This is a genomic window from Clostridioides sp. GD02377, from assembly GCF_045899875.1.
GTDB classification, from domain to species: domain Bacteria; phylum Bacillota; class Clostridia; order Peptostreptococcales; family Peptostreptococcaceae; genus Clostridioides; species Clostridioides difficile_A.
In genome coordinates this window covers 159198-183219 of sequence record NZ_JBJODA010000009.1, presented here as the reverse complement: position 1 = coordinate 183219, position 24022 = coordinate 159198, and the positions used below count along the sequence as shown (strand labels likewise).

Sequence of the window (24022 nt, the reverse complement as noted above, 5' to 3'; positions counted from 1 at the left end):
AACACTATCAAAAGTACCACCTCCAAATTTGTACTACTAATTATATCACATGCAAAATATTAAATACAGTTATTCACATCTAAAAATGCTCTGAATCCTCTCCAGAGTAGGTATAATTTATATCAATACTCTTTATATTCATTTCACTATAAGTTTCTCCTATTCTACATTTGAACATTAAGTTTTGACTAGGAGGTCTAAATGGAAAAGCATCAACTATTTTATGATAATATTCACCTTTATCTTCATAATATATATCAAATATAAAATCTTTAGAATACTTTCCACCATCACTGCTATTATTAAAATGGGGTGTTATACCTGTAATCATTACATCTCTCTTTTCATCAATATTACATTTAAAACTAAATGTAGAAGATTCATAATTATTATAATAATTTATATATGCTCCTAATGATTTTATACCATAAACGAAAGTTCTTAGATTTGTCTCACATTCTTCATAATTATAACTTCTTAAAACTATCTTTATTTGATTAACTTTTTTATTAGGAAAATTTATTCTAAATGCTCTAACTGAATTTGAAAATTCATTTGTTGAATTATTTTGTGTTATTGCTGAATGATATCCAATTCCCTCTACTTCTTCCCAATAACTAGAATCTCCAAACCTTATATATACATTTTTTACACTACATAAAAACGGATGTATATATATTTCATTCATTTCTAATGTAGTCATAATATCTTCTGGAAGAGTAATCTCATATTCTGTGTCCAAAAAATCTACAGAATTACCTGTAACTACTCTTTTTATCCAATATAGATTATTATCTTTAGAAAAAGGAGCATACACATCGTTGTCCTTTTCTGATATAACACCAAAACTAATAATTTTAGTTTTAACTGATAGACTTTTTGGAATAAACATGGAATTTGATACATCATCGAAAACAGCTAATTTTGAAATTTTTTTTGAAGGTCTTATAGTTATATCTGATGTTATATTGTTTATTATGGCTCCAAAAGTACTCTCATCAGACTTACAATCTTGTGGTAAGATTATTTTTCTTCTCAATTTATTAGACTTTTGTATATCAATATACTTATTTAATAACTGATTATATTTTTGTATCAAGTTTGAGTTTACAGCTTCTAGTTGAGCATTTTCAAGTTTTATTAAATTTATATTATCATTTAACATACGTTCTATCTCATTAGTTTTATTAAACAAATCTAATATATCATTTAGCATGTTATTTTGATTATCATTATGCATTGAACTTGTATTTATAGCTTTATATCCAAAATCTTTTCTATTTGATACTGGTAAATTATTAATAACTACTTTATTCACCTAATTCCCCCCTTACATCATAGAATGTGTCTATTTCTTCTTGTATATTTCCAATTATATCTGCAAAACTTCCATAACTGCAATTAGAGTCTATAGACACGTCTTCTTTCATTACATCTAACCTATCTATCTTATCACTTAATTTTCTTATATTATGCTCTGCTTGATGGTACATTGAACTTATCTTATAACTTTCTTGTGCTCCTCTATACCTATTATTAAACCTTACAGCATTTGGAACTTCATCTAATACTCTATTTGAAGTGTCATATACTTTACCATCTACATGAAAAATCTTACTTTCTACATTAGATTTATTACCTGAATAATCAGTTGTATAAACTCTAAACATATAATATCCTTTTTGAAGGGGTTGTGTCATAATGGTCTCTCTTTGAGTCTTATTATATATAATTGGTGAATTATCTAAGGTGATTGGATTAATATCACTTTCTACAGTATGTAAACACCAATTATACTCTTTAATACCTGTTGTAACTATTGTTGTAGCTACATTTGATTCTGTTACTACCTTTGAGTTTAAATCTACTCCTTCTACATAATATTGATATATACTTCCTGTATCTGTAGAAGTATACTCCAAAATGACCTTTCTATCCTCAGTAGTATACTGATTTGTTATACTTGGTTTAATTGGAATAGATGTATCTCCTGGCTTGTCTTCAACAGACATATTTTCAGTCAATTGTTTCATTCTAAAAATAGTATTTGCCAATATTTTCTTTTCATATTCCGCTATATCTTCAATATCATCTATATTGTGTCCTATTTGAATCATAGCTGTATTATTCCATGTTGTAAGATAATAGGAAGATGCTTTCTCTTGTGAAGCAGACCAATTTGAATTTCCTTCTATTTTTTGTGGTACTATATTAAACCATATATCTCCATAAGCAAAATTTGATGTAGTATGAGTATATGATATTTTTATTTTTTCTTCATTATTCACCATATTCCAAGGATATAATGTAACTGAATCTGATTTATTTATAACTACTTCATTTCCCCATACAGAACTTGTGAATCCATGACCTTCATCAAAAAATATATTATTGTCATTCCACTTTCCAACTTTTATATTAAAAAAATCTCTTAATTTATTCAAACTTTCATCTTCTCTAAATATAGATGAAATTAAATCATGACTCGCAATAACACTTCTATTTGTTTTCATAAACTCAAATATAGCATCTAGTGCTCTTTTGTTTAATTTATTTTCAACAATATAATCTTCACCACTAGAAAATCCGATAACTATTACATCATAAATATACATTCCTCTACTATCTTTTAAAAAATCATCTGGACTTTCACAAAATTCTCTATTTGATACAGGAGTTACATTTATCTTAGCTAAACCATACCCTCTTGCATCTTCTTTACAAGGCTCTTCCATCCATTTTTTTAAAGAAGCAGATTTCTTAATGGTCCATGTAATACCTCTATAACATTTGAAACTAATCTCTTCTCCTATATTTGGATGTATATTTAATACCTTTATGTCACTTTCTAATCTTTCTAGTTCACATACAGAAATAGGTTGAAATACTTCGTCAACAGAATTCCCAAAATCATCTCCTATTTTTTTTCTAAATACTCTATACAAATGTGGTGAACTTGATGTATTCTCCCATTTTAAACTAACTTTATTTTCTCTATCAGATGATTTCGTATATAATGTTATTGACATTATTCAGCCACCACCTTTATATTATTGATTACAGGAGTAACAGATATATCTGATGTAGATAATTTTGCCATTACTCTACATCTTATTAAACTATTACCATCCAGAGATTTTAATCTTTCAATTGTTGAGGGTAACATATGTTTATATTTTACAAATATTCTAAAGTATTCAGCTGTATTAATTTTTATATCTGGTCTTTGATATTGTGGAATCTTTTTTTCTTTTAATTCAATACTTATAGGGTCATTTGGAGTAATTACATAATTAGGGTCAAACTTTATAACTATACTATCCACATTATCTATAGATTTTATTGCATAATACTTAAGAGAATTATTACTTATATTTTTCACTAAAGAATTATAGGTTATTCTTTCCATCTTTGAACCAGCAAATATAGAATCACTATGAGACATTAAATTAAAATTATGCTTAATGCTTTTTACTGATTTTGATAAATCTAATTCACCAAGTAAAAACATTATTTGAAGTTTATTTTCTCCCTTTTTTAACTTAAATGCATATTTATTATCTTTTTTAAATACTTGTCTTCCATTTACAAGTACAACTACATCAAATACTTCTTTATCTTTCTCAAAACTAAAGTATTTATCTTCTATTATAGTTTCTTCAAGACAATTAACATACTGACTCATCACTATATAATTCCATTTACTTTTACACATTATCTCCATTGTATTTGCATCCATTGGAGCTATTCCAGTGACTCTATGCTTTGCATAATCATTTATAGATACTCTCAATGAACTTGGATATTCTTGATTGTATTTATCACTTACATCTAACCTCTCAATAAGCCATTGAGAATGTCCTGTTCTCATTTCAATAGAATTTAAATTTACATACTTTGGAAGTTGTTGCACATAAAATAAAAAGTTTTTTAATTGTATATCAAAATCGCGTCTTCCAAATAAATCAGATGTATAGTAATTAAGTATTTTTTCTTCTTCGTATAAGAGATTTAAATCTAAAGCAATATTTGGCTTTATGTTCTTCCATTCTACACTATTATTTTTGTCTTCTATACCTATGAAATACGATATATTGGTCATAGGTGGCACTTTATTTTGAGGATTTAAAGTTATTTTTGATATAGGTTCATCAACATTAATTCTATTACTTGTGTACACACTGGTTTTAGAGTATTTATCATTATAAAGTGAAATATTATTTAATACAAATAAGGAACCTAAGTTATCTAGTTCTTCTTGACCAATCTCATATTTTTCTATTATAAATTTAATTACTAATATATCTTCTTTGTTAAATCTCCATATATTATTTTTTTCTCCTTTATATTTAAACTTTTCTTTAAAGTTCTTATTGTCAGAAGAAATTAATAATGTTATAGTGGTATCCTGTAGTGAATAACCACTAAGTTCAATTCTAGATACTGTTTTAATAGTATCTAACTCTAAATCTATAGTGATTATTTGAGTTTCACTTTTAATTGGTGTTATGTCTAATGATATATTTTCATTAAGAGCCTCATTTAATACCAAATTTATATTTGTATTTGAATCTATCTCTTGCCCATTTAACAATACTTTCAAATTTGACTTACTCAAATCTATTTTATCACTTGGGATTGAATGAAGTTCATTTCTAAGTGTAGAGGTATTGTAATCTATTTCACAAGTTGACTTAGGTATGTTATTTTTTACTAAATTAATAGTGTTCGTATCTTCAAGTGTATTAAAAGTTATAACATAAGGATAATACGATTTTTTTTTGCTTGAAAATTCATTTGCTATTTCTGAATAAGCAATAATCTTATTTGCTTCGTTATATATGTTTATCATTTCTAAGTCATATTTATTTATAGTCTCTATAGAAGATTCTACTTGATTATTATGTACTTCATAAATAGATTTCAAATCATATTCTATATTTTTAAACATAGTATTAAATTGTTCTTTATCTGAATTTTGATATGGTAATAATGTAAATGGCTTAAAATATGGTAACCCAATTATTTTTTTCTCAAAAAACTCACTTATAAACTTGTTTACTTCGTAAAAAGTTACTAAATCACCATTATTCAGAAGTCTTTTTATTATCTCTTCTTCTTTAATTTTTAATTGATACTCTTGAATGTTCATCATATAATTTCCTCCGAACCTACATCTATCCTATAATTATATACTATAGGTGACTCATCAATTATTTCATCTGGTCTATCTAACTCTATTTTCAACCTAAATTCATTCACATCATTAAGCATATCAACATATGTAATATTTTTATTTCTATTTATAGTTGATATATTACTATTTATAACTATTGCACAAGAGCCATATTCAGCTCTATGTCTTGGTCTTATTCTAGTCCATACTGAACCATCATCAAAACTTATATAGTATTTAATATAGTCATCAATTTTTTTATTTTCATCTAAATATTCCATAAATCTTCTTGGTATGTAATCTTTAGAATTCAAAGTAATTGACCTTATACTTTCAGCTGATAAAAATTTCTCTGATAAATATACTCCATACTTATCATAAACATTGTATTTAAGTTCAATATTTTTTATACCTATAACATATCTCTTTGCATTTACTTCTTCATATTGAAACTTATAACTATCTTCACTTATCTTTTTATAAAATAATTGAGATTTCACATACTCTCTTGTTGAAAATTTGTTTGTTGACTTTGTAGATGGATAAATTATATTTTTATTATCATGGTTATACTTAAGGCCTATAATCTCTATACTTTTTTGAGGTTTATCAAATTGTATATAATCTTTATTATTGTCATAAAAAAAATATGGAATTTTAGTTGGATCTATATTTAAAAAATACTCTCTACATACTTTAGTAAAATTGCTATCTTCTTGCTCTAATTCAACTACAATTTCTTTAACTATACTTGATTTAAAGGTTATTATATTTTCTTCCTTTAAAGATTCGTTTAATTGTAATATTTGAACATTCTCATATTTATCTCTTACAACTATCCTTTTTATTATAGGGTTATGTAGATTTACATTTTGATTTGGTATCCCAGAAATTTTAAACCAATTTATATTAACAGGAATATCTAAAACAATCTTAAAATGTAATTTTAAAATCTTATCATCACTTATCCAACTTATACCTTCTTTATACTTAAATCCAACCATTGCAGTTTTTATTTTTATATCATCTTCTAAATTATACATTTCAAACTCAAACCAAGTATCATCATTTCCATCTAATATGTCTGATAAATATATATGAGGATCATCTTCTCCAATATATTTTATTTTATTGTAAGATGAATATATTTCATGTGTATTCCCAGGAAAGCCATTTGATACATCTAGAATTTGTATATTTATATTATCATTTACACATTTACTCGATATTGTTGCTAATGTTAATGCTCTATTTAATACACTACAAGAAACATTATTTAAGTTGTTTATATTACTAATTTTTGTAAAATCATCTGAATAAATCATATTGCTGACAGTTTTCAAGGAGTCTACTTTTTTATCTAGTTCATTTATCTCTATTTCTATACAATTTAATTTGTTAATTAATAGTTCATTATCTTCTTTAACATCTTTAAAATATATTTGTAAGTTATTTCCGATTTCCTTATAACTGCATATTAAAATATGCATATCACATTTGGCTTTTTTCAACATATCACTATAGCTTGAAAAGGATGGTATATCTACTGCCTCATGGAATTCAAATAATGGTTTTCCAAGTTTATTATAAAAATCGATAATCATATTTTTAAATTCATAAAAATACTCTGTTTTTGTTTTGATTTTCCCAGAATCAAAATCCTTATTTAAATCCTCTATTAAAATTTTAATTCTTTCTTCAAACAATATACTTGGCCTTTTATATTTATAATTATTCATATTATCACCTTTAAAATGTATCTATCATATATTTTATTTCTTTTAAAACAGGTGTCAGCCAGCCATCTTTAACTGTATTTCTTCTAAATAATGCTTTTAGTTTTATTTTTGATACTAAATGCTTATATGATATATCTATCATATATTTACTTTCTATCTCTTTATTAAAATAGATTGAATTCTCAAATATATAAAATTGAAATTTATCATCTAAATTATTAAAATTCTTATAACTACTACCATTTTCTGATATATCTGTTACATTTACAGTTTCTATTTCATAGTTAATATTACTAGTTAATGTATCTGTAACTTTTACATCACAATAATCAGCATCATATTCTGTAAATGGCCTATATTTAAGTTCAAAATTTGATTTATTTTTTCCATTAAAAGATTCTATAGTTGTTTCTAACTTTGATGATAAATCCACAGAATCACTACCAGCAACAGGTTTATAACTTATACTATATACTGCATTATAATCATAGTTAAATATTTGAATACAGTAAAAAAATCCAGTTTTTTGATTTTTATGTATATAAAACTCCTCACTATTTAAAGGTATCTCTTCTCCATCTTTCATTACTTTATAAATAATTTCTGCCTCAAATCTAAAATAAGCTCTAGTACTCCCTGTTATAAATAAAAGTTCAGATTCTATAATATCCTTATTAGTTGGTAATATAGGAATCCAGTCTTTAGTTTCTGGATTATCAGATGCAGTAATATAATATTCTATATCAGTAACGGTTTTTCCAAATGAATTTCTAGGATGTAATTCATCAGTTACTATCTGTACATTTTTTATATTGGAATTTAAATTTATAGACTTACTTGTATAAATACCTGTCCTATCAAAATGATTATTATAGCATCCTATATTATATAAACCATAGTTGTATTCATACTTTAAGACCATATGATTTAACTTGTCATTTCCGACTATTTTAGACAGTAACTCGTCATAAGAATAAGACAGTACTCTATCATTCATTTTTCGCCATAAAGAATTAACCATCTTCCTATCATAATACACTGGTTTAAATACAGCTTTAGTTACTTCTTCTTTTCTATCATTTTTATTATTAAACCAAAGTAAACTTTTATTTATTTCAGTTGGATTATATACATATGTTTCTCTTATATAATGTTTCTGTGTAAATAATATGTATATTCTCTTACATATTATATCTGGAAACCTAAATGTAACCTTATCTTTTGTAAAAACACTTTTTAATGTTTTATCCTTATTATCTGGTGTTACTAGTTCTATCAATGCTTCATCTTCATCATCTGTCATTTTATATCTTATAGCTACTATATCAATAGGATATTTTGTAAATGGGGTAAGGTTTATCTCATTTATTTTATTGATAGATTCAAAATTAAGCTCAAGATCACAAACTGCACCAGAGTCTATTCCATAAAAATAATTATCTCTTACATATATAGCTTGTGGTTTACTATTTTCAAATGAAACATTTAATGGAGCATCAGATAGTATTGTATCACTCCAAAATGAGTTTGGATTTCCATCTATAGCATTTTCAAGAGATGTTTCGTTATTGCAAGATTGTATAAATCCTTCCCCTAGCTGAAAGCTATAATTTAAACATGCTGTATATACTTTATTATCATACCTCAACATATTATCCCGTTTTAAAAATGGCAATGTTAACACGTTTTCATTTTCATCAAAATTAGCATAACACTTCTCTAGTATCCATTGCCCAGCTCTATCTTTTTGAATATTTCTACTTTTATCAAAGTTATTTGAATTTCTAAACCTCTCTATTATAAATTTAGACATATGTTTAAATGAAGTAGAATATCTACAACTCTCTAATTTATCTTTTATTTGATTTATCTTAGTTGTTATGCTATTTATATATGATGTACTGATACCATCATACTTTGATATCAATTCACTCATTGAGTTAACTACACCAAAACTGGTTAATAAATCTATATATAGTTCATTCATAGTCTTATTGATTGATTGAGATTTAATATTTACCTCATGCTCATTTAGACTTGATATTAGTGTATTATTTTTAATTTTCGTCTTAAATTCATTTTCTAAAATCTTTCTTTCTTCATCAGTTGAACAATTTGAAGCTATTTGACTTACAATTTCTTCTATAATCTCATCTTTTATTTTATTTATATTCAAGTTAGTACCTAGCATATTATATTCCAACCTTTAATTTATACTTTTCGCAACATTTATCAAGTATATCAATTAATTCATTTATAGCTGTTTGTACATCTTCCTTAGTTTTCATTATTTCAAATTCTACTCTGGTACCATCCCATTCTGATTTTTTCCAATTAATTGGTCTAATACCTTCCTTTATCAACTTAATCCACAAAGATAATTTATGAACTTCATACATATTTTCATCCATTAGTTCTAGTTCTCTAGTTAACTTTTTTCCTATGATAACACCGCTTTCCATAATATACCCTTCCAAACTTTCTTTTGAAATGAAATATCTATCTTCTTCAAAATCTTGCACAAAATTTCCTCCTTTATCTATTTTGTTACTTTATGTTCATTCAGTATTTTTATCTTCTTTTATTTTTCCATTTATAAGTATTAAATCTTTATTAGTTATTATAACTTTATTTTCCTCAAATGATATTCCCTTTTTTAGTAAAAATGCTTCCAATAAATCTTGAGTTTGAGGTAATATAAATTCTTCTTTAACTCTTTGTATGACCTCATCTATAATTTGCTCTTTAGAACCCAGAACTTTTTTACCATCATATTCAAAATATCTTTGAATTATATTTATTAGATATGCATCAACTTTATCTAGCCCTTTTACATAAATGTTATCTTTTTTCTGTTGTATTCTCATATTTCACCAACTCACTATATTGTCTATATGTGTTACTATTTTTTCTTACTTATAACTTGCATTAATACTTTTTCGACTTCTTTATCACTATTTTCATAATCATCATATATAAGATAAATGTCCTCTTTTTTATCTCCTGATACTGTTTCATAAATATTTATTGTATCTAAATTTCCTTCTTCACTATAATTAAGCAGTACATCTTCATTAGCACTGCTTACTTTTATTAACTTATCATCATTTTTAGAATCTCTTAATATAGTTGTTACATCATTTAAATCTGGATATTCAGTATTTGGAAGTCTTCCTAAATCAGGATTAATTAAACCCATTTGAGCTTCTGTAAAATCATCATTATATAAAAGTGCTATTGCATTAATTTCAGGGGATTCTCCTGCCAAATTTGACCATATCTTAGCTCTTATTTTTACAGTTTTAGGTATATCTTCCTCTTTTTGTATAGTATATGGTACAGTATTATTTGCTCTTATCTGAAATACTTCTTTTTTATCTGTTATTAGATAATATATTACTTCTGACCCTTCTGGTATATCTTGGTCCACCAGTAGAAAAAAATTATTTAATGACGAACTTTTATGTTCATGAGTATAAATATCAACTGAATTATATTCTCCAAAACTGCTACCTTCATTTAAAGATATACACGTTTTATCAAAATCAAATTTTATATTTATGCTATTTAGTACATCAGAAAATTCCTTATTTTTAAATTCATTTATAAATAAGGAATTTGCATATCTATTATTATCAAAATTAAATAAAATTCTATCAAAAAACAAATTATCTGAATAGTAAGATATATCATTTTTAGATGAATTTTTAACTATTTCTTTATCAGTACATAACTTATCTATTATATTTTTGCTTGAAACCTTAGTAAATTTTTCACTCATAGTTCACCTATAATATAGAGTGTTTCCCTGTCAAATATTCTTTATTAAAAACAGGTATTACACTATACTCACATTTATTTAAAGTTTTATGCACGTACTTTATCTTATCAACTTGATATTGTATCTCAATAAAGTCTGTAGGAGAAAGTTCCATATGAATATATAAAATTTTAAATTTAGAATTAAATGTATAACTATTTCTATCTAACTCTATATTATTTACACTAACTCTTATATATTTACTTACTACTCCACTTATCTGCTTGGATACATACCACTTTTGATTTGAATTATACTCTAGCATTTTACTTTCATTTAACAAAACTTCAACCTTTGGATTCGGTATTTCTGTTAATAAATATTTTTTCCACTTTTCGCCTATTTTTTCATTTACATATAATTTATAACTTGTACATTTTAAATTTTTTATCCTTGAAAAAGTTATTGTATTTTCCGTATATATCTTTGTAAGATTATTGATATTTTCATACATATGTATACCTACAATACAGCCACTATGGGGTCTGATATATTTCCTTTCTCATCATATAAATATATAGTGTAGTTGTACTTATTTGAATAAAAGCAGTAATCCTTTATTGACAAAAGTGGATATCTAGAATTTAATACGACCATCTCAATTGTATCATTATCTTCTATATTATTTATATAATCATTATAGTATTTGCCACCTTGCCTTATGTATATTTTAAATATCGTGGCATTTTCATCTTTCATGTCAACTGGTTTTTTCTGCTCATCTATACTTAAATTTGTTACATCTTTTCTGTAAATGAGCATTTTATCAATTAATATTTCAAATTTATCTTGAAATATTATTGGTTTACAATAGTCTGTCGATATGTTTTTGTATATGTTTTTCATCCTAAAAGCTCTAGATTTTCTATAAAATAATTTTCTTTTATTCTTATGCCATATATTTGGTAATTTCACATATCTTATTCCATCAGTTATTAAAGTGGAATCATCTGAATGTATCTCTTGACTAGTTATAGTCTTTATTACTTTACTATATAGGTCATCCTTATTGATATTTATATCTTTTGAAACTTTTTCTCTCTTTATCTCTTGCCATTTAGTTATTTTAATGTCATCCTCTTTTACTTCTAATACTTGAATTATTTCATCTGTATTTTCATATAATTCACAAACTCCTACATTTGATAGTTCTGAGATAGATCCATCTTGAAATTTACTTATTACTCTATACTCATATTTATTCTTTTGTTCTTCTTTTTTCTGGTAAAATAAGATGTAGTTTTTACCTTCTATTGTAGATACTACTGGGTCAAATACTCCATGTGCATGTATATCTATATATGTAACTATATCTATAGAAAAATCTAAGGTAACTTTATTGTATTCAGCATTGGATTTTTTTATTAGAAATCCATTATTATTTCTAATCTTTATTATGTCATCAATTTCATATTGTTCTGTTATAGTTCTATATGTCTCATATCCATTATAATCAGTTTTTTTCTTAAATAAAATTCTTGATATAGTTTGATATGAACTTAATTGTATTTCTATTTTTTCTTGAGGAACTGAGGATAAATCATTTTTTAAATTTACAATTAATTTTTTAAAAGGAATTACTATTTCAAATGGTAGCGTAAATTCAGTATATCCATTATATCCTTTTGGAAAATCATTTCTACTAAGTAAAAAATCTTTGATGTTAGTCGATTCTATGTCAGCATTTTCTTCTAATATTTCTATAATTGGGTCTTGATTATTTATGTACTCTTCTATTTCTGTTTCTGATGAAATATTTTTAAATCTATAAATATAGTGTAGTAAATTTCCTTCTGTAGATTTACATATATTTATTTTGGGATGTTCCAAATAAACTCACCTCTTTTCCATTTTATTTTTGTAAAATCACTTTCACTCTTAATATACCTTGCTTATACTCGAATTTGTTCAACATTTTTTATTATATTATCAATTTTTTATACAAATAAATTTTGCAATTTAAGTTTGCCACAAATAATATATATGATTACTATAAAAGGGATTGTTTCAATTTTAATTAAAACAATCCCTTTATCCTAATATACTTACTATTTTTTTTGTGCTATTGGAGTCCATTCTGCTAGATATTTTTCACCACTAGTTGTATTACCATCACTTTTAGTACAAACATAAAGACCTATAGGGTATTTAGCATTCTCCGTATCTTTATCTTCTGTTTTTGTATCCAATATATGTTTTATCCATATATCACCTACTTTAGGTTTTTTAAATGGTTTATAATCTCCAGGGGGACAAAAAGATAGTATAAGTCTAGGACCTGGCATACCCTCTCCATCTCCAAAACGAATAGCGTTATTGAAAAACCACACACATCCACCATTTCCATCTTGAGGTCTATATGATAATATTCGTCTACCTTTCCTCTTAGTACCAGTATTATCTTTATACTCAATAGCTTCATCATATAAACAAAAATGGTCAACCTCTCCATCACTATCAGGATGTTGAGTATCCTTAATGTCTCCACGTAATGATATTTTTCTATCTCCTTCATCAGTTATAACTATCTTAGAATTCTGAATCATGGTTAAATCCCCATACATGGAATCCCCTCGTCTTTTGACATAATCTTTTTTAATATTTTTAATTTCATTTTCTATATTGATTATATCTCTTTTTATATCATCAATATCATCCCTTAGTTCATCTAACTGCTCTTGAACATTAGTTCTTACATCTTTAAGTTGAGCAAGTTCTCTAGTTGTAACTGAACTTTCACTAATACACTTATTAGTATCACTAACTAAAACTCTTGAGCCATTTCTTCTATAATCTGTATGTCTTTCCATATTATCATTTGAACAAAAAACATTTCCATTATCATCTGTCATAAGAATTTTTTTAGCATTATCACTTCCTTGAGCTATTACAACATAATAATCAAAAGTATCCCAAATTTCTTCTACTTCATTATCAATCTTATCCAATCTAGACTCATAATCATAATGTCTATGTCTAATATGAGAATATCTATTATCATAAATCGATTTTGGTTTTATAAAATGATTTGTCTCAGGAAGTCCAGATATTGTAATTGGACTTTGATATTGATGAACTATACAAGAACTAGACATATATGGTTGTATATGTACTTCTGTTTTTTCATCTATAGCTAAATATAATTCAAACTTATGAGTAACTATTTCCACACCATCAACTGTAGTAGAGTCTGACTTCACATGATACAGTCTTAATACATCTATATCTCTTTGATAACTATCTCCTTCATGTTTATATGGTGGAAATTTTTCCGCTTTATAGTCATTTTTACTAGGGTCTGGAGGAGTCTTATAACCACTTAAATCAAGAGGTCTTTCATGTGCATGATTTTCACTTGGTGGTGTCATACTTGAATATGTTGAAACACTTTCCTCTATATTTAACTTTTCTATAGTTGCTTTTTCTTTATCTTCTATATTGTTATTTAAATGATTCTTTACATCATTATTTTTGTGTGTTGTTATTCTATCTTCTTTTGTTAAAGTTTCTTCAGAAGATAAATCTTCGTTTATAAATGGTAATTTTTCATCATGTAATGACACATAAAAAAACTTATTTGTACAAGTCCATCCATCCTTATTTTTGTTTGTAGGGTCTTCAAACAAACCAATATGAATATCCATACTAGTTGGATTATTTCCTTTAAGAAGAGTTATGGAACCTCTAAATAGTGAGTTGTAAATTCCTTCTGTCATCATATCAGTATGGTCAAACTTCCCTATATTAGGCTTTGTGTAGTCTATGTAATCAGATGTAGATTTAACAAATTCATCAATATAATCTTCATTCTTCATTTTAGCAACTATGTTATTTGCAAAGATACCTTGATATGGAAGTCTACCATCTGTAGAAAAATCAGGAGCATTTCCAACTCTTCTCGGAGTAAATGTAGCTATTTTGATATATCTTTTATTAGACACCATTGCGGCATGTTTAAAATGGTTGTATCCTAATCTATCTTTAAAATCAACAGCATGATATCCATCTAGACAATCTGCATTTAATCCACTATTAGGTCCTTGATTTAACTCGCTCCAAACTTTTTTATCGTTTAAAGTTAATTCACTTGTTATAATATTTAATTTTGGTTTATCTATCCACCAATCAAATTTAATATCATTTGCTCTAAAATTCATTTTTGCATACGAATATCCATCATTTAAGTCAGCATCTCCAAATGTAACTGATAACTTAACACCTTTGAAATCATGCAACTTCAATTCATTTGTAAGTAGTGTTGCTGAAGGTAAAACACCCAATAAAATCACCTCATTTAATCTAGTAATACATTTTTAAAGTTATATTTACTAATCATCTAATTTATTTGTTTTTTAACGAGTTTCATTTAAATATATTTTTTATGAATCTCAAATTATGTTATACATTATAGTTCACATTTTCTATCCATATACTTGGTCTGATATGTTTTTGATTGTCTATATTTTTATGGACTTCTATACTAGTTTGAGGCAATTCCTCATCTCCTATTACATCTACAAATTCAATAATAGGATAACTACCATAGGCAGCCCATTTTTGAACAGCTTTTTTAATATCTTCTTCAGAAAACCTTCCACCATTTTTATAAAGTAACTTACTATCTATTCTTATTATAATTACAGAGTTTTCTTGATATGGTTTACCATCAAGTGTACCAATATCTAAATAATAATCGCTTTCAGGCTCTAAATCTCGACGAAGTCTATCTTCCATTTCTTTGATAATACCTCCACCTCTTAATCTAGTATCTATTAGATTTGTAGACTTTAGCGAGGTATGATGTCTTACAAAAATTCTACCTATATGTAAATCGAATGGTTCTAAGGCTTCTTGATTATCAAATTTATGATATACACAAAAATAATTGTCTTTTAGAATATCACCTGTCCCTCTATCTATTATTCTCATCGGCTTTAAAAAGAAATGGATTGTTCGATTAAATAAATCATATGAGTTTCTCATTTCATTTATCTCATTTGAAGTGTCTGTATAAAAACTATACATATTTGGATTTAAATTTAAATCTATAATTTTACTATTTTTATCTTGATTTTTATAATAGCCTCTATAATGAAGGTTTTTTTCTTCATAGCTATAATCTACTAGTATTTTATCATTGTCACTTATTGAATCATTAATTTCTATAAATCCATACTTGAAATTAAATCCTTTTATTTCAAGTTCTTTTTTATTTTTATCACTTAATATTTTATAAACTTTTAAATTAGTTGGTTTCCAGCTATTATCTACTTTTATATACATTGGAGTATTCTTTACTTTAATAGTATTATTTCCAACAAAACTTCCCTTTTCTTCAGATATATCAATGTATGGCTTCCCATATTTTCCAAATATTTGTAAGTCGTATTCTGGTATAGAATATATAAGTTCTATTGTTTTATCAATTCTTTCGTATTTTTTACTGAAATAAGCATATTTAATGGTTGGGAACCATCCTTTTAAAGGTTCTTTTTCTAGAGGTGTTCCCACAATAATTTGATTTATGTTTCTACATACTACTGAATATCCTTTATAAACTTTTCCATTAGCTGACTTATATATAGAATCTTTATCTAAGGTTCTAGTGTTTTTATTATTTCCAATAATACTTGAATTTTGTTCTGGAAATCCAGTATCTTCATATGTTCTCCCATATATAAATCCATTTCCATCTGATGCTGTATATATCAAAGTTTTATCCTTTGAATACATGGTATTTAAATTTTGAATATTATATTTAACTCTAAAAGTTGAATTTTCATTTATTTTGTCTCTATCTTCATCAGATGAATACTTCATAAATATATCTCTTGCTGTCATATATCCGTTTGTATCCTTTTCAGATATAATCATATCTTCATTCTTAAAACTATCGAGTTCTGAATATAATGCATATTTTTTATTTATTATTTCCTTTGTAATAGGTGCTATTTCCAAATCATCAGCCACTATAATATATTCAATTTGTATTTTGGCTCTTTTATCCTCTAATATTTCATATTCGAACACTTCTATAGAAGACTTATTTGTTATGCCTTGAAGCCTATTCACTTTATACGACTCTAAGTCACAACATTGAACTGGATTTATTTTTTCAAGTATTCCTACTTTGATTTCTAAAGGATTTACACTGTCTTTTCTATAAGCTTCTTCTGACAAACCATCATACATAACATATATAGGATTTTCTATAGTTGGAATGAATGATGTATATATATATGCATCATATACATTTTCATATTTAGTTTTTTCTATAAAGACCTTATACTTAAATTTATTTTCATCTATTGGATAATTATTTCCTAAAACAAGACTTATGTTTTCTGAATTATACAGACCATTTATATCTAATCCAACATTATCATAAATTTTGTACTTTAACTTATATTTGTAATACAATGGAACATTGTCCTTAAATTTATTTGTTATATAAAATAAATCATCATCTACCAAATATTCTCCATTAATCTTATGTAAAAGACCACTTTCATCTGGATACATTATTATTTCCTTTGCCTGTTCTGGATATAGATTTGATATCTCATCTTTTTTATTTACAACACCACTGTACTTAGCTGACCCATTATATAATACTTTTAATTTCCTAACTAAACCTTCATATCGCGTATATGCATTATAAGTTTTGGGATTATAGTCAATCAATTCATTCTCAGTTTCAACAAAATTTACAGCTTCGAATATCGAATTTGTCAGATTTAAAACACCATATCTGTCACCATCATTGTATATCTTATCTATAGGCACTCTTTTTGCTAATAGACCTTGAAATTCCTCATGTTGAACTTTATGTTCTGGCTTGAAATCAGTGATAGTAGATTCATCCCACATAACAAAGTCTCTGTATAAAATTCCCCAATATCCTTCTAATTCTGTACCTTTTTCACCATCAAACTCAATAGTCTCTGGAAAATAATCTTCATTTTTTGTAGCTAAGTTTCTTTTATGAATCCAATCATCAACAAAATGCAATGTTACATTATTGGTATTGGTTTCTATTACAGAAACAGTATCATCTAGAGATGCTGTTGTATTATAATAATAGGCTAAATTTACTGCTCCACTTGGAATATTTCTTCCAAGTTTAATAGATTTATTACCTTTATTATCGATTTCCTTATGCACTTTTGTATTGGAAAATAAATCTCCCGATATACATTCTTCTTTTTCCAAAATAGATTCATATTTTGGTGCTTGCGGATAATCTATAGTAGGTATTTTGAAATCAGGCGTACTTATATCAGGTCTTTGATTTACTACAATATCATCTTTAGGATTATATTCGGTTGCAATTGTTCTTGCATGCCAAACTATATAAACTATTTCTCTTGTAGGTGAATCAATATTGTATTCTTTATTTACAAAGTTTTTAAATATAATTTTTCCATATTCATCCCCTAAAAACTTCTTATTTTTTATAAAGGATATATTGGCACTGTTAATTACTTTTATACTTGCTCCATTATTTACTATATCATTCTTAACTTTAGTCACTATCTCAACCTTACAATCATATAAAGGGTATGGTATTACACTAAAGTTATTTATAGCATCATTAGTTTCAACACATTTATCAATATTAAATTCTTTATCTGTTGAACTATAAACTACTGTGGTTGGTAACTCTATAGATTGGTCAACATTGCTTGATATATTCACATTTACTCTATCTTCTTGTTCATCATCAAAATATATTTCTATAAATCTTTCTTTTGAATTTATAGGTACTATTTTTTGCTCAATTAAAATATCGATTGTTTGAATATATGTCATACCATTTTCTAATTTCACAACAAAGTCAAAAGAGTCTTCTCCTATGTATAAATCATTTGCATAATAATTAAAATAAATTATATTGTTTGAAATATTAAAAGTAACATCTCCAGCTAATTTTAAAAAAGTCTCTTCTTCAATAGAGCCTTTTTTATATGCATCTCCTAAAGAATTTATTTGACCATCATTTATCAGAATAACTCCTTGAAGGTTAGACCCATTTGTAATCTTATAATTTAATGTTTTCAGTTTACTAATATCCATAAAACATTCCCCTTTTGTAACTTATCTATATTTTTCTATTTACTATATTAATTTCATCTTTAGCATTTTCATTGGCAATTGCTTTTATAACATCTATACAATTGCCTGTCCAACTTGTATAAATACATGCAATTATTCCATTAATATCAGTTCTATAATTTAATTTTTCTATTGTTCCAAGAGCAGCTTCTACGTTTACAGATGCACCTTCAATTGGATTATTATATTTATCTGTTACTGATATTAAGATGCTTATATCATCTTTTCCATTTGCAAATATAAAGTTGTTTTCTGAGTAAATCTTTAAAAAGTAAGGTTCTAAAGTATAGTCTGATATGTATATATATCCATTGTATAGGGTATTGTAGATTGGATTTAATGATATATGCTTTAATTCTTTTAGTGAAGATGTTTTATGAGTTTCAAAATATACCTTCACCTTAGTTGGGTATTTTTCTTCAAATTTATGCAATTTTATTTCAACTTCATCTTTTTCATAGTCATATAAAGCTATAAAAGAGTTCTTAATTTTGTATCTAACATTTATTGTACTTCCTTTAGGAATTTCCTTTTCAAAAACTACAACATTATTTTCAATATTATAGTTATTCATTGATATATCATTTATTGTAATCTCTATGGTTGTCTCATCTATACCTATATTTTGTAAGTATAAAGTTTTAAATCCTAGAGATTCAAATTTTTCTTCATTTTCAAGTGAATATTCTCCTGTTTTACTTATAAAAAATACTTGAGTATATGGTTCCTCTATTCCAATTTCATATATAATAATAGGTGAATATTGTTGTGGTATAGGAGACATTCTTATAGTTTTAGTATATGGAACCTTAAATATTATTCCATCTTGGTCTAATTCTGCTATAAAATCATTTTGAGATACATATAATGATTGTGCTTTTAATGGTTTTTTAGTTATTTTACCTTCACCATCATATAAAAGATTATATTCTTCAGAATATACATCTACTTTGGTAAATTTTATACTTTGAATATTTTCTACTTTGAAATCATTTGCTTTTGCGACTGCCTCTGCATATTCCTCAATATTTTTTATAATTGTATATTGTTGGGTATCATATGGTAGATTATATGATGTTATATTTTCATATTTAGATGAGTGTTCTGTAGGATTATAAATGGCTTTAACTTGTATATTTCCTATCGCAGGTACAAATGTTTCTAAATTCATTCCTGTATACTCATATCTTCCAACTTTTAAATTTAAACTATATAATTTTGCTCCCTCTTTCAAAACAATTTTAAATCTCACAAATCTCTTAGTTTCAATCTTTGTATTATTTTCTACTTGAATCCATTTATCTGAGTTTAGTTTTCCTTCTAGATTAATCAACACATTATCATCCTGTATATAAAATTCTACTTTTCCATCAAACTTCATTGCTGGCATTATATATCTTAAATCTGCTGATTCTTCTACTGTATCTCCTAAATCAATTATATTAGTTATAGATACTGAAATAGAATTATCTGATAATGGCATCAATACTTCTTCTCTATAATAAAAATTGAAACTCAAGAAAGAGTCAATAAAATTTCTCCAATCAGATTCACATTCATAAATTAATTCTCGATGTTGTAGTTTAGGCATTTTAGACGGTTTGAGTACAAATCTTAATTTAAATACTTTGCATAGTATTAAATTTTGAGGAATGGGTTGTCCATAAATCAATTTAACTGGTTGCATCCATTCTCCATAAATATCGTTATGCCCTACATAATATACATCTACAGTACTGAATAGACTAGATTTTTGTATCCATGATATTTCTTGAATGGATGTAGGTTTTTTGTTGAATACAAATGGTGTTGTTTCATAAATATATTCATCAAGAAAGTCATAATAATAATCGTTATAACATTTTGTTGGTTTTGGCCACAGCATATTATCTTTGTAGAAAAATTTTGAACTGTCAAGTAATAAATCTTTTTTATTAGTTTTTCTAATATCGTATCTTTCAAATTTTCCTTCTGACTCTGATACATTCAATGTAACTTTTATTAATACTCTAAATTTATTAAAAACATCCTGTAATACTTTTTCTTGACCATTCATATTGCATTTATTATATAAATAATACTCATCTTGATTATAATAATAATATCCATTATGTATGCTTGGACACCAACGTGCTAAAGCATTTTGTAATGTCCTTAAAGACACAATTATAATATCATCAATATGACCATATCTTATAGTAAGCACTTTGGGATAATCTAAAATCACCACATCACTTATACTAGCTTCCACTACAAGCTCAAATCTCTTATACTCAGTTGAATTTAAATTAAATTCTGTAAGACCATATATATAAGTGTGTTTTCTATTATCATCAATTATGAATTCCCCTCTATCAACTTGGCCTAAAAACTCCTTATATTCAGTTGAATCTGCAATTATAGAATCTGAATAAAATTTTATTTTATCTCCATTGATTAGAGTATAATTATCTTCGTCTACTTGATTTTCAAATTCATATAAAACATAAGCTTCTTCTGGGCTAAATTTTTCTATGATACAATAATATTTTCTATCATAAACATCAATAGAAGCTTCAAAGGGTGGAGCTGTATCCATCATATCTTTTTTACCATTTTCTGATACCTGAAAATCTCCATTTATAACTCCAACAAGCGAATCATATTCTAATGGTGGAAATATCTCTATATACTCTTTTTGTCTTGTAACTTCTATCGCTTTTATACACACCTTATGGTCAAAATAACCATATTCACTAAATTCAACCCTATTATCAGTTTCATTATCTTCTAAAAAATCCCTATATCCATGCGTATATGAATATATTCTTACTGGTCCTTTTATATCATAAACTTCTATATCAAATTTATATCGCTTTGAATAATCCTTATTTTTTAATTCTGGCATCAAACTATATAAATAAATATCTGCTACTTGAGTATATTCATCAAATATATAATCTAAAGTTAGTTCAGATGTGTAAGTTGGTCCAAATGGTTCTCCTTCAATTTTTTCCCCAATTGAAGATACTTCTCTTGCACTTACTTTCACTCTTACTTTAGAATCATAAGTTATATAATTAGTTTTTGCTTCCATCTTATATCTATAATAAAATTTTATAGTGTTGTATTTCACTTTGTTACTTGCTCTTATTCCATATATTTTATTTAACAGTTTAAATGTCTTTTTATATGTAGTATCTTCTGATTTATATAACTTACAATCATTATAATCTCCTATTCCAGATTGAAAAGCTTTCATTCTACTTGCTATATTAGTATTTATATGTGGAACCATTTCCACTCTTTCTGGCAATTCAAATTTGTTATGATTTGGTATTTCATTTTCTTTCATAATTGTACTCTTTTCTTCTTCCATCTTTTCACCTCCAGTCTACTTTTTATAATATCCATATTTTGAAAAACCTTTTATACTTGAGTCAAGAAATGTTGGTAAAAACGAAAAACTATTGTCATAATCTTCATCTTCTCTTACCCATATATCTTCATCATACTTAAAATCATTCCAAAAAATTGAAGTATCTTCTTTTATCTTTGTTACATAATCAATTAATAACTTGGTTGGGGTTGCATCTGAATTATATAATTCTATACTTAATTTTTTATTATTTATATCTACTAATTCATACATTTCAAGACTCTTTATAAAAGAAACAACTGATGATTGATTTTTTTTATCAGGATTTCCTTTTAATAGAATTTCTCCTGTAGAAGTGATGTAAACATCATCTAAAGTTATTAAATTGTTATCTACTAATATAGTATTTACCAAAACCATCTTTTCAGATATAACAAAATCTTTACTCATATCTTTCCATTCTTTTACTTCTCTAATTCCAAGCTCTCTTGAAATTCCATTGGCAAGACCTCGTTTTGTGGAATTAGCTGGATTTTTAAAAACATCAAGAATTCTAAGCTTATATTCATGGTTCTTTTCTCCTTTAAGCCTAGAACATCCTACTAAAGAACCAAACTCATCAAAAAAATTCCATACATGATGTAAATTTAACTCAAACAAAAATTCTTTATTATTGCACTTTACTTTTATTTTCCCAAAAGGCAAATCTTCTTCTTTATCATATGATTCTCTAACATAAATTACTTTTTTCTTTTTATCAATAAAATAATAATCTGGCTGACTTATGTTGTTTTCTAAATTTTTTTCATTTTTCTTTATTCCAAAAAAAGTATACAAATCCCAACTTCTTTCAAGTATAAGTTGATTTGTATACACCATAGAAATATTATTTACATTAAAGTTGCTTGGTAATAAAACTTTATATACCAAATCGACAAAATCCTCATCTGCTGACTCAATATAGATTTGCTTTGAAGCATAAAGCAATATTTCTTCTATTTCATCTAACTCCATGCCAAAGATATTTAAAAACTCAATCCCAATAGATTTGTTAGGGTTTTTCTTCATTTCAAACCAAAAGGGAAGCATTGATCTTATTTTTTCTGTATATCTTGCAAAATCACTTTCTTTCATTTAGATAATCACTCCTCTAAATTTAAGCCCTACTAAATCTCCATTTAAATTATTTAATGTTTTATTTGCATCAAACATAATATCATTCATTACAAATAGAAGTGTGTCAAATACTGTTATAGACTTATTGTATATATCTGTATAAAAAGCAGATACACAAATTTCTTGAATCCTAGCAACTATTTCCTGTTGCCTATCTGAATTCCAATGATTATACTTATCCATTACTTTATCAAGTACATTTACTTCTTCTTGTGAATAGCAATTGCTATCTTTATAAAAACTTTTCAAATCAGCAATAATATTATTTAATGTATAAACACTCTCTGTATATAATTCATCTGTATCCACAATCTTTCCAGAATCCACTTTTTTGCATAGTTTTAAAGCATGAATTTTAAATATATTCATATGATTAATTAATATTTCTCTAAAAACAGCCTCTTTTCCCTTATTTTCAAGTGTAAAATGTATTTTTATAATATTTTTATTTAGCTCTATTTTTTTAAATATTGGATGCGAATACAACATTAACTGATTATTTTTGGCTCTATACTGTTCTTTATTCTTTATCTTATATTTTTTTCTACCTAAATAAGCTCCAACTACAGTGATAATTGCAGTTATAATTGCTACAAAACTCTTTATTAATTCCAAATATACGTTTTCAGTCATTATGT

15 protein-coding genes are annotated in these 24022 nt (G+C 25.9%); all 15 read right to left on the bottom strand.

The genetic code is table 11. The annotated features are described in order from the left end of the window. Positions 1-79: 79 nt before the first annotated feature. Positions 80-1318 (bottom strand): hypothetical protein, encoded by a 1239-nt coding sequence (locus Q3304_RS10075; RefSeq protein ID WP_407811637.1) that lies wholly within the window; start codon positions 1316-1318, stop codon positions 80-82. Further along, the gene (locus tag Q3304_RS10070; protein WP_407814333.1) at positions 1311-3029 is read right to left on the bottom strand and encodes a hypothetical protein; all 1719 of its coding nucleotides are present in this window, start codon (positions 3027-3029) and stop codon (positions 1311-1313) included. The genes Q3304_RS10075 and Q3304_RS10070 overlap by 8 nt, the downstream gene beginning before the upstream one ends. Then, positions 3029-5155, bottom strand: a complete 2127-nt coding sequence (locus tag Q3304_RS10065) for a hypothetical protein (RefSeq protein ID WP_407814332.1) — start codon at positions 5153-5155, stop codon at positions 3029-3031. Before Q3304_RS10065 ends, Q3304_RS10070 begins: the two co-directional genes overlap by 1 nt. Further along, the gene (locus Q3304_RS10060; RefSeq protein WP_407814331.1) at positions 5152-6915 is read right to left on the bottom strand and encodes a hypothetical protein; all 1764 of its coding nucleotides are present in this window, start codon (positions 6913-6915) and stop codon (positions 5152-5154) included. Before Q3304_RS10060 ends, Q3304_RS10065 begins: the two co-directional genes overlap by 4 nt. Positions 6916-6925: 10 nt before the next feature. Continuing rightward, entirely contained in the window at positions 6926-9106 is a 2181-nt protein-coding gene (locus tag Q3304_RS10055; protein WP_407814330.1) for a hypothetical protein, read from the bottom strand. A 1-nt stretch (position 9107) separates the two neighbouring features. Continuing rightward, positions 9108-9437: a hypothetical protein gene (locus tag Q3304_RS10050; RefSeq protein ID WP_074179677.1), complete on the bottom strand. Its 330-nt coding sequence runs from the start codon at positions 9435-9437 to the stop codon at positions 9108-9110. A gap of 36 nt (positions 9438-9473) precedes the next feature. Continuing rightward, on the bottom strand, positions 9474-9782 hold the full coding sequence (locus Q3304_RS10045) for a hypothetical protein (protein ID WP_407814329.1): 309 nt from the start codon (positions 9780-9782) through the stop codon (positions 9474-9476). Between the two features lie 35 nt (positions 9783-9817). Then, a complete protein-coding gene (locus Q3304_RS10040) occupies positions 9818-10696 on the bottom strand; it encodes a hypothetical protein (RefSeq protein ID WP_054270745.1) in 879 nt (292 codons plus the stop codon). A 7-nt stretch (positions 10697-10703) separates the two neighbouring features. Then, on the bottom strand, positions 10704-11189 hold the full coding sequence (locus tag Q3304_RS10035) for a hypothetical protein (RefSeq protein ID WP_407814328.1): 486 nt from the start codon (positions 11187-11189) through the stop codon (positions 10704-10706). 8 nt (positions 11190-11197) lie between these two features. Next, the gene (locus tag Q3304_RS10030) at positions 11198-12565 is read right to left on the bottom strand and encodes a hypothetical protein (RefSeq protein ID WP_407814327.1); all 1368 of its coding nucleotides are present in this window, start codon (positions 12563-12565) and stop codon (positions 11198-11200) included. A 218-nt stretch (positions 12566-12783) separates the two neighbouring features. Continuing rightward, entirely contained in the window at positions 12784-15015 is a 2232-nt protein-coding gene (locus Q3304_RS10025) for a hypothetical protein (RefSeq protein WP_407814326.1), read from the bottom strand. Between the two features lie 118 nt (positions 15016-15133). Further along, complete coding sequence (locus Q3304_RS10020; protein WP_407814325.1) at positions 15134-18811, bottom strand: hypothetical protein; 3678 nt, start codon at positions 18809-18811, stop codon at positions 15134-15136. Positions 18812-18836: 25 nt separating this feature from the next. Beyond that, positions 18837-22208 carry an Ig-like domain-containing protein gene (locus Q3304_RS10015; protein ID WP_407814324.1) on the bottom strand — a complete coding sequence of 1124 codons (3372 nt, stop codon included), beginning with the start codon at positions 22206-22208 and terminating at the stop codon, positions 18837-18839. A 15-nt stretch (positions 22209-22223) separates the two neighbouring features. Continuing rightward, positions 22224-23342 carry a hypothetical protein gene (locus Q3304_RS10010; RefSeq protein WP_054277044.1) on the bottom strand — a complete coding sequence of 373 codons (1119 nt, stop codon included), beginning with the start codon at positions 23340-23342 and terminating at the stop codon, positions 22224-22226. Continuing rightward, positions 23343-24017, bottom strand: coding sequence for a hypothetical protein (locus tag Q3304_RS10005; RefSeq protein WP_407814323.1), 675 nt, complete (start codon positions 24015-24017; stop codon positions 23343-23345). Between the last annotated feature and the right edge of the window lie 5 nt (positions 24018-24022).

Bases quoted from the DNA above. Each gene is read 5' to 3' on its own strand.
- Q3304_RS10070 (WP_407814333.1), bottom strand. From the start codon at position 3,029: ATGTCAATAACATTATATACGAAATCATCTGATAGAGAAAATAAAGTT.
- Q3304_RS10065 (WP_407814332.1), bottom strand. From the start codon at position 5,155: ATGATGAACATTCAAGAGTATCAATTAAAAATTAAAGAAGAAGAGATA.
- Q3304_RS10060 (WP_407814331.1), bottom strand. From the start codon at position 6,915: ATGAATAATTATAAATATAAAAGGCCAAGTATATTGTTTGAAGAAAGA.
- Q3304_RS10055 (WP_407814330.1), bottom strand. From the start codon at position 9,106: ATGCTAGGTACTAACTTGAATATAAATAAAATAAAAGATGAGATTATA.
- Q3304_RS10045 (WP_407814329.1), bottom strand. From the start codon at position 9,782: ATGAGAATACAACAGAAAAAAGATAACATTTATGTAAAAGGGCTAGAT.
- Q3304_RS10040 (WP_054270745.1), bottom strand. From the start codon at position 10,696: ATGAGTGAAAAATTTACTAAGGTTTCAAGCAAAAATATAATAGATAAG.
- Q3304_RS10035 (WP_407814328.1), bottom strand. From the start codon at position 11,189: ATGTATGAAAATATCAATAATCTTACAAAGATATATACGGAAAATACA.
- Q3304_RS10020 (WP_407814325.1), bottom strand. From the start codon at position 18,811: ATGGATATTAGTAAACTGAAAACATTAAATTATAAGATTACAAATGGG.
- Q3304_RS10015 (WP_407814324.1), bottom strand. From the start codon at position 22,208: ATGGAAGAAGAAAAGAGTACAATTATGAAAGAAAATGAAATACCAAAT.
- Q3304_RS10010 (WP_054277044.1), bottom strand. From the start codon at position 23,342: ATGAAAGAAAGTGATTTTGCAAGATATACAGAAAAAATAAGATCAATG.
- Q3304_RS10005 (WP_407814323.1), bottom strand. From the start codon at position 24,017: ATGACTGAAAACGTATATTTGGAATTAATAAAGAGTTTTGTAGCAATT.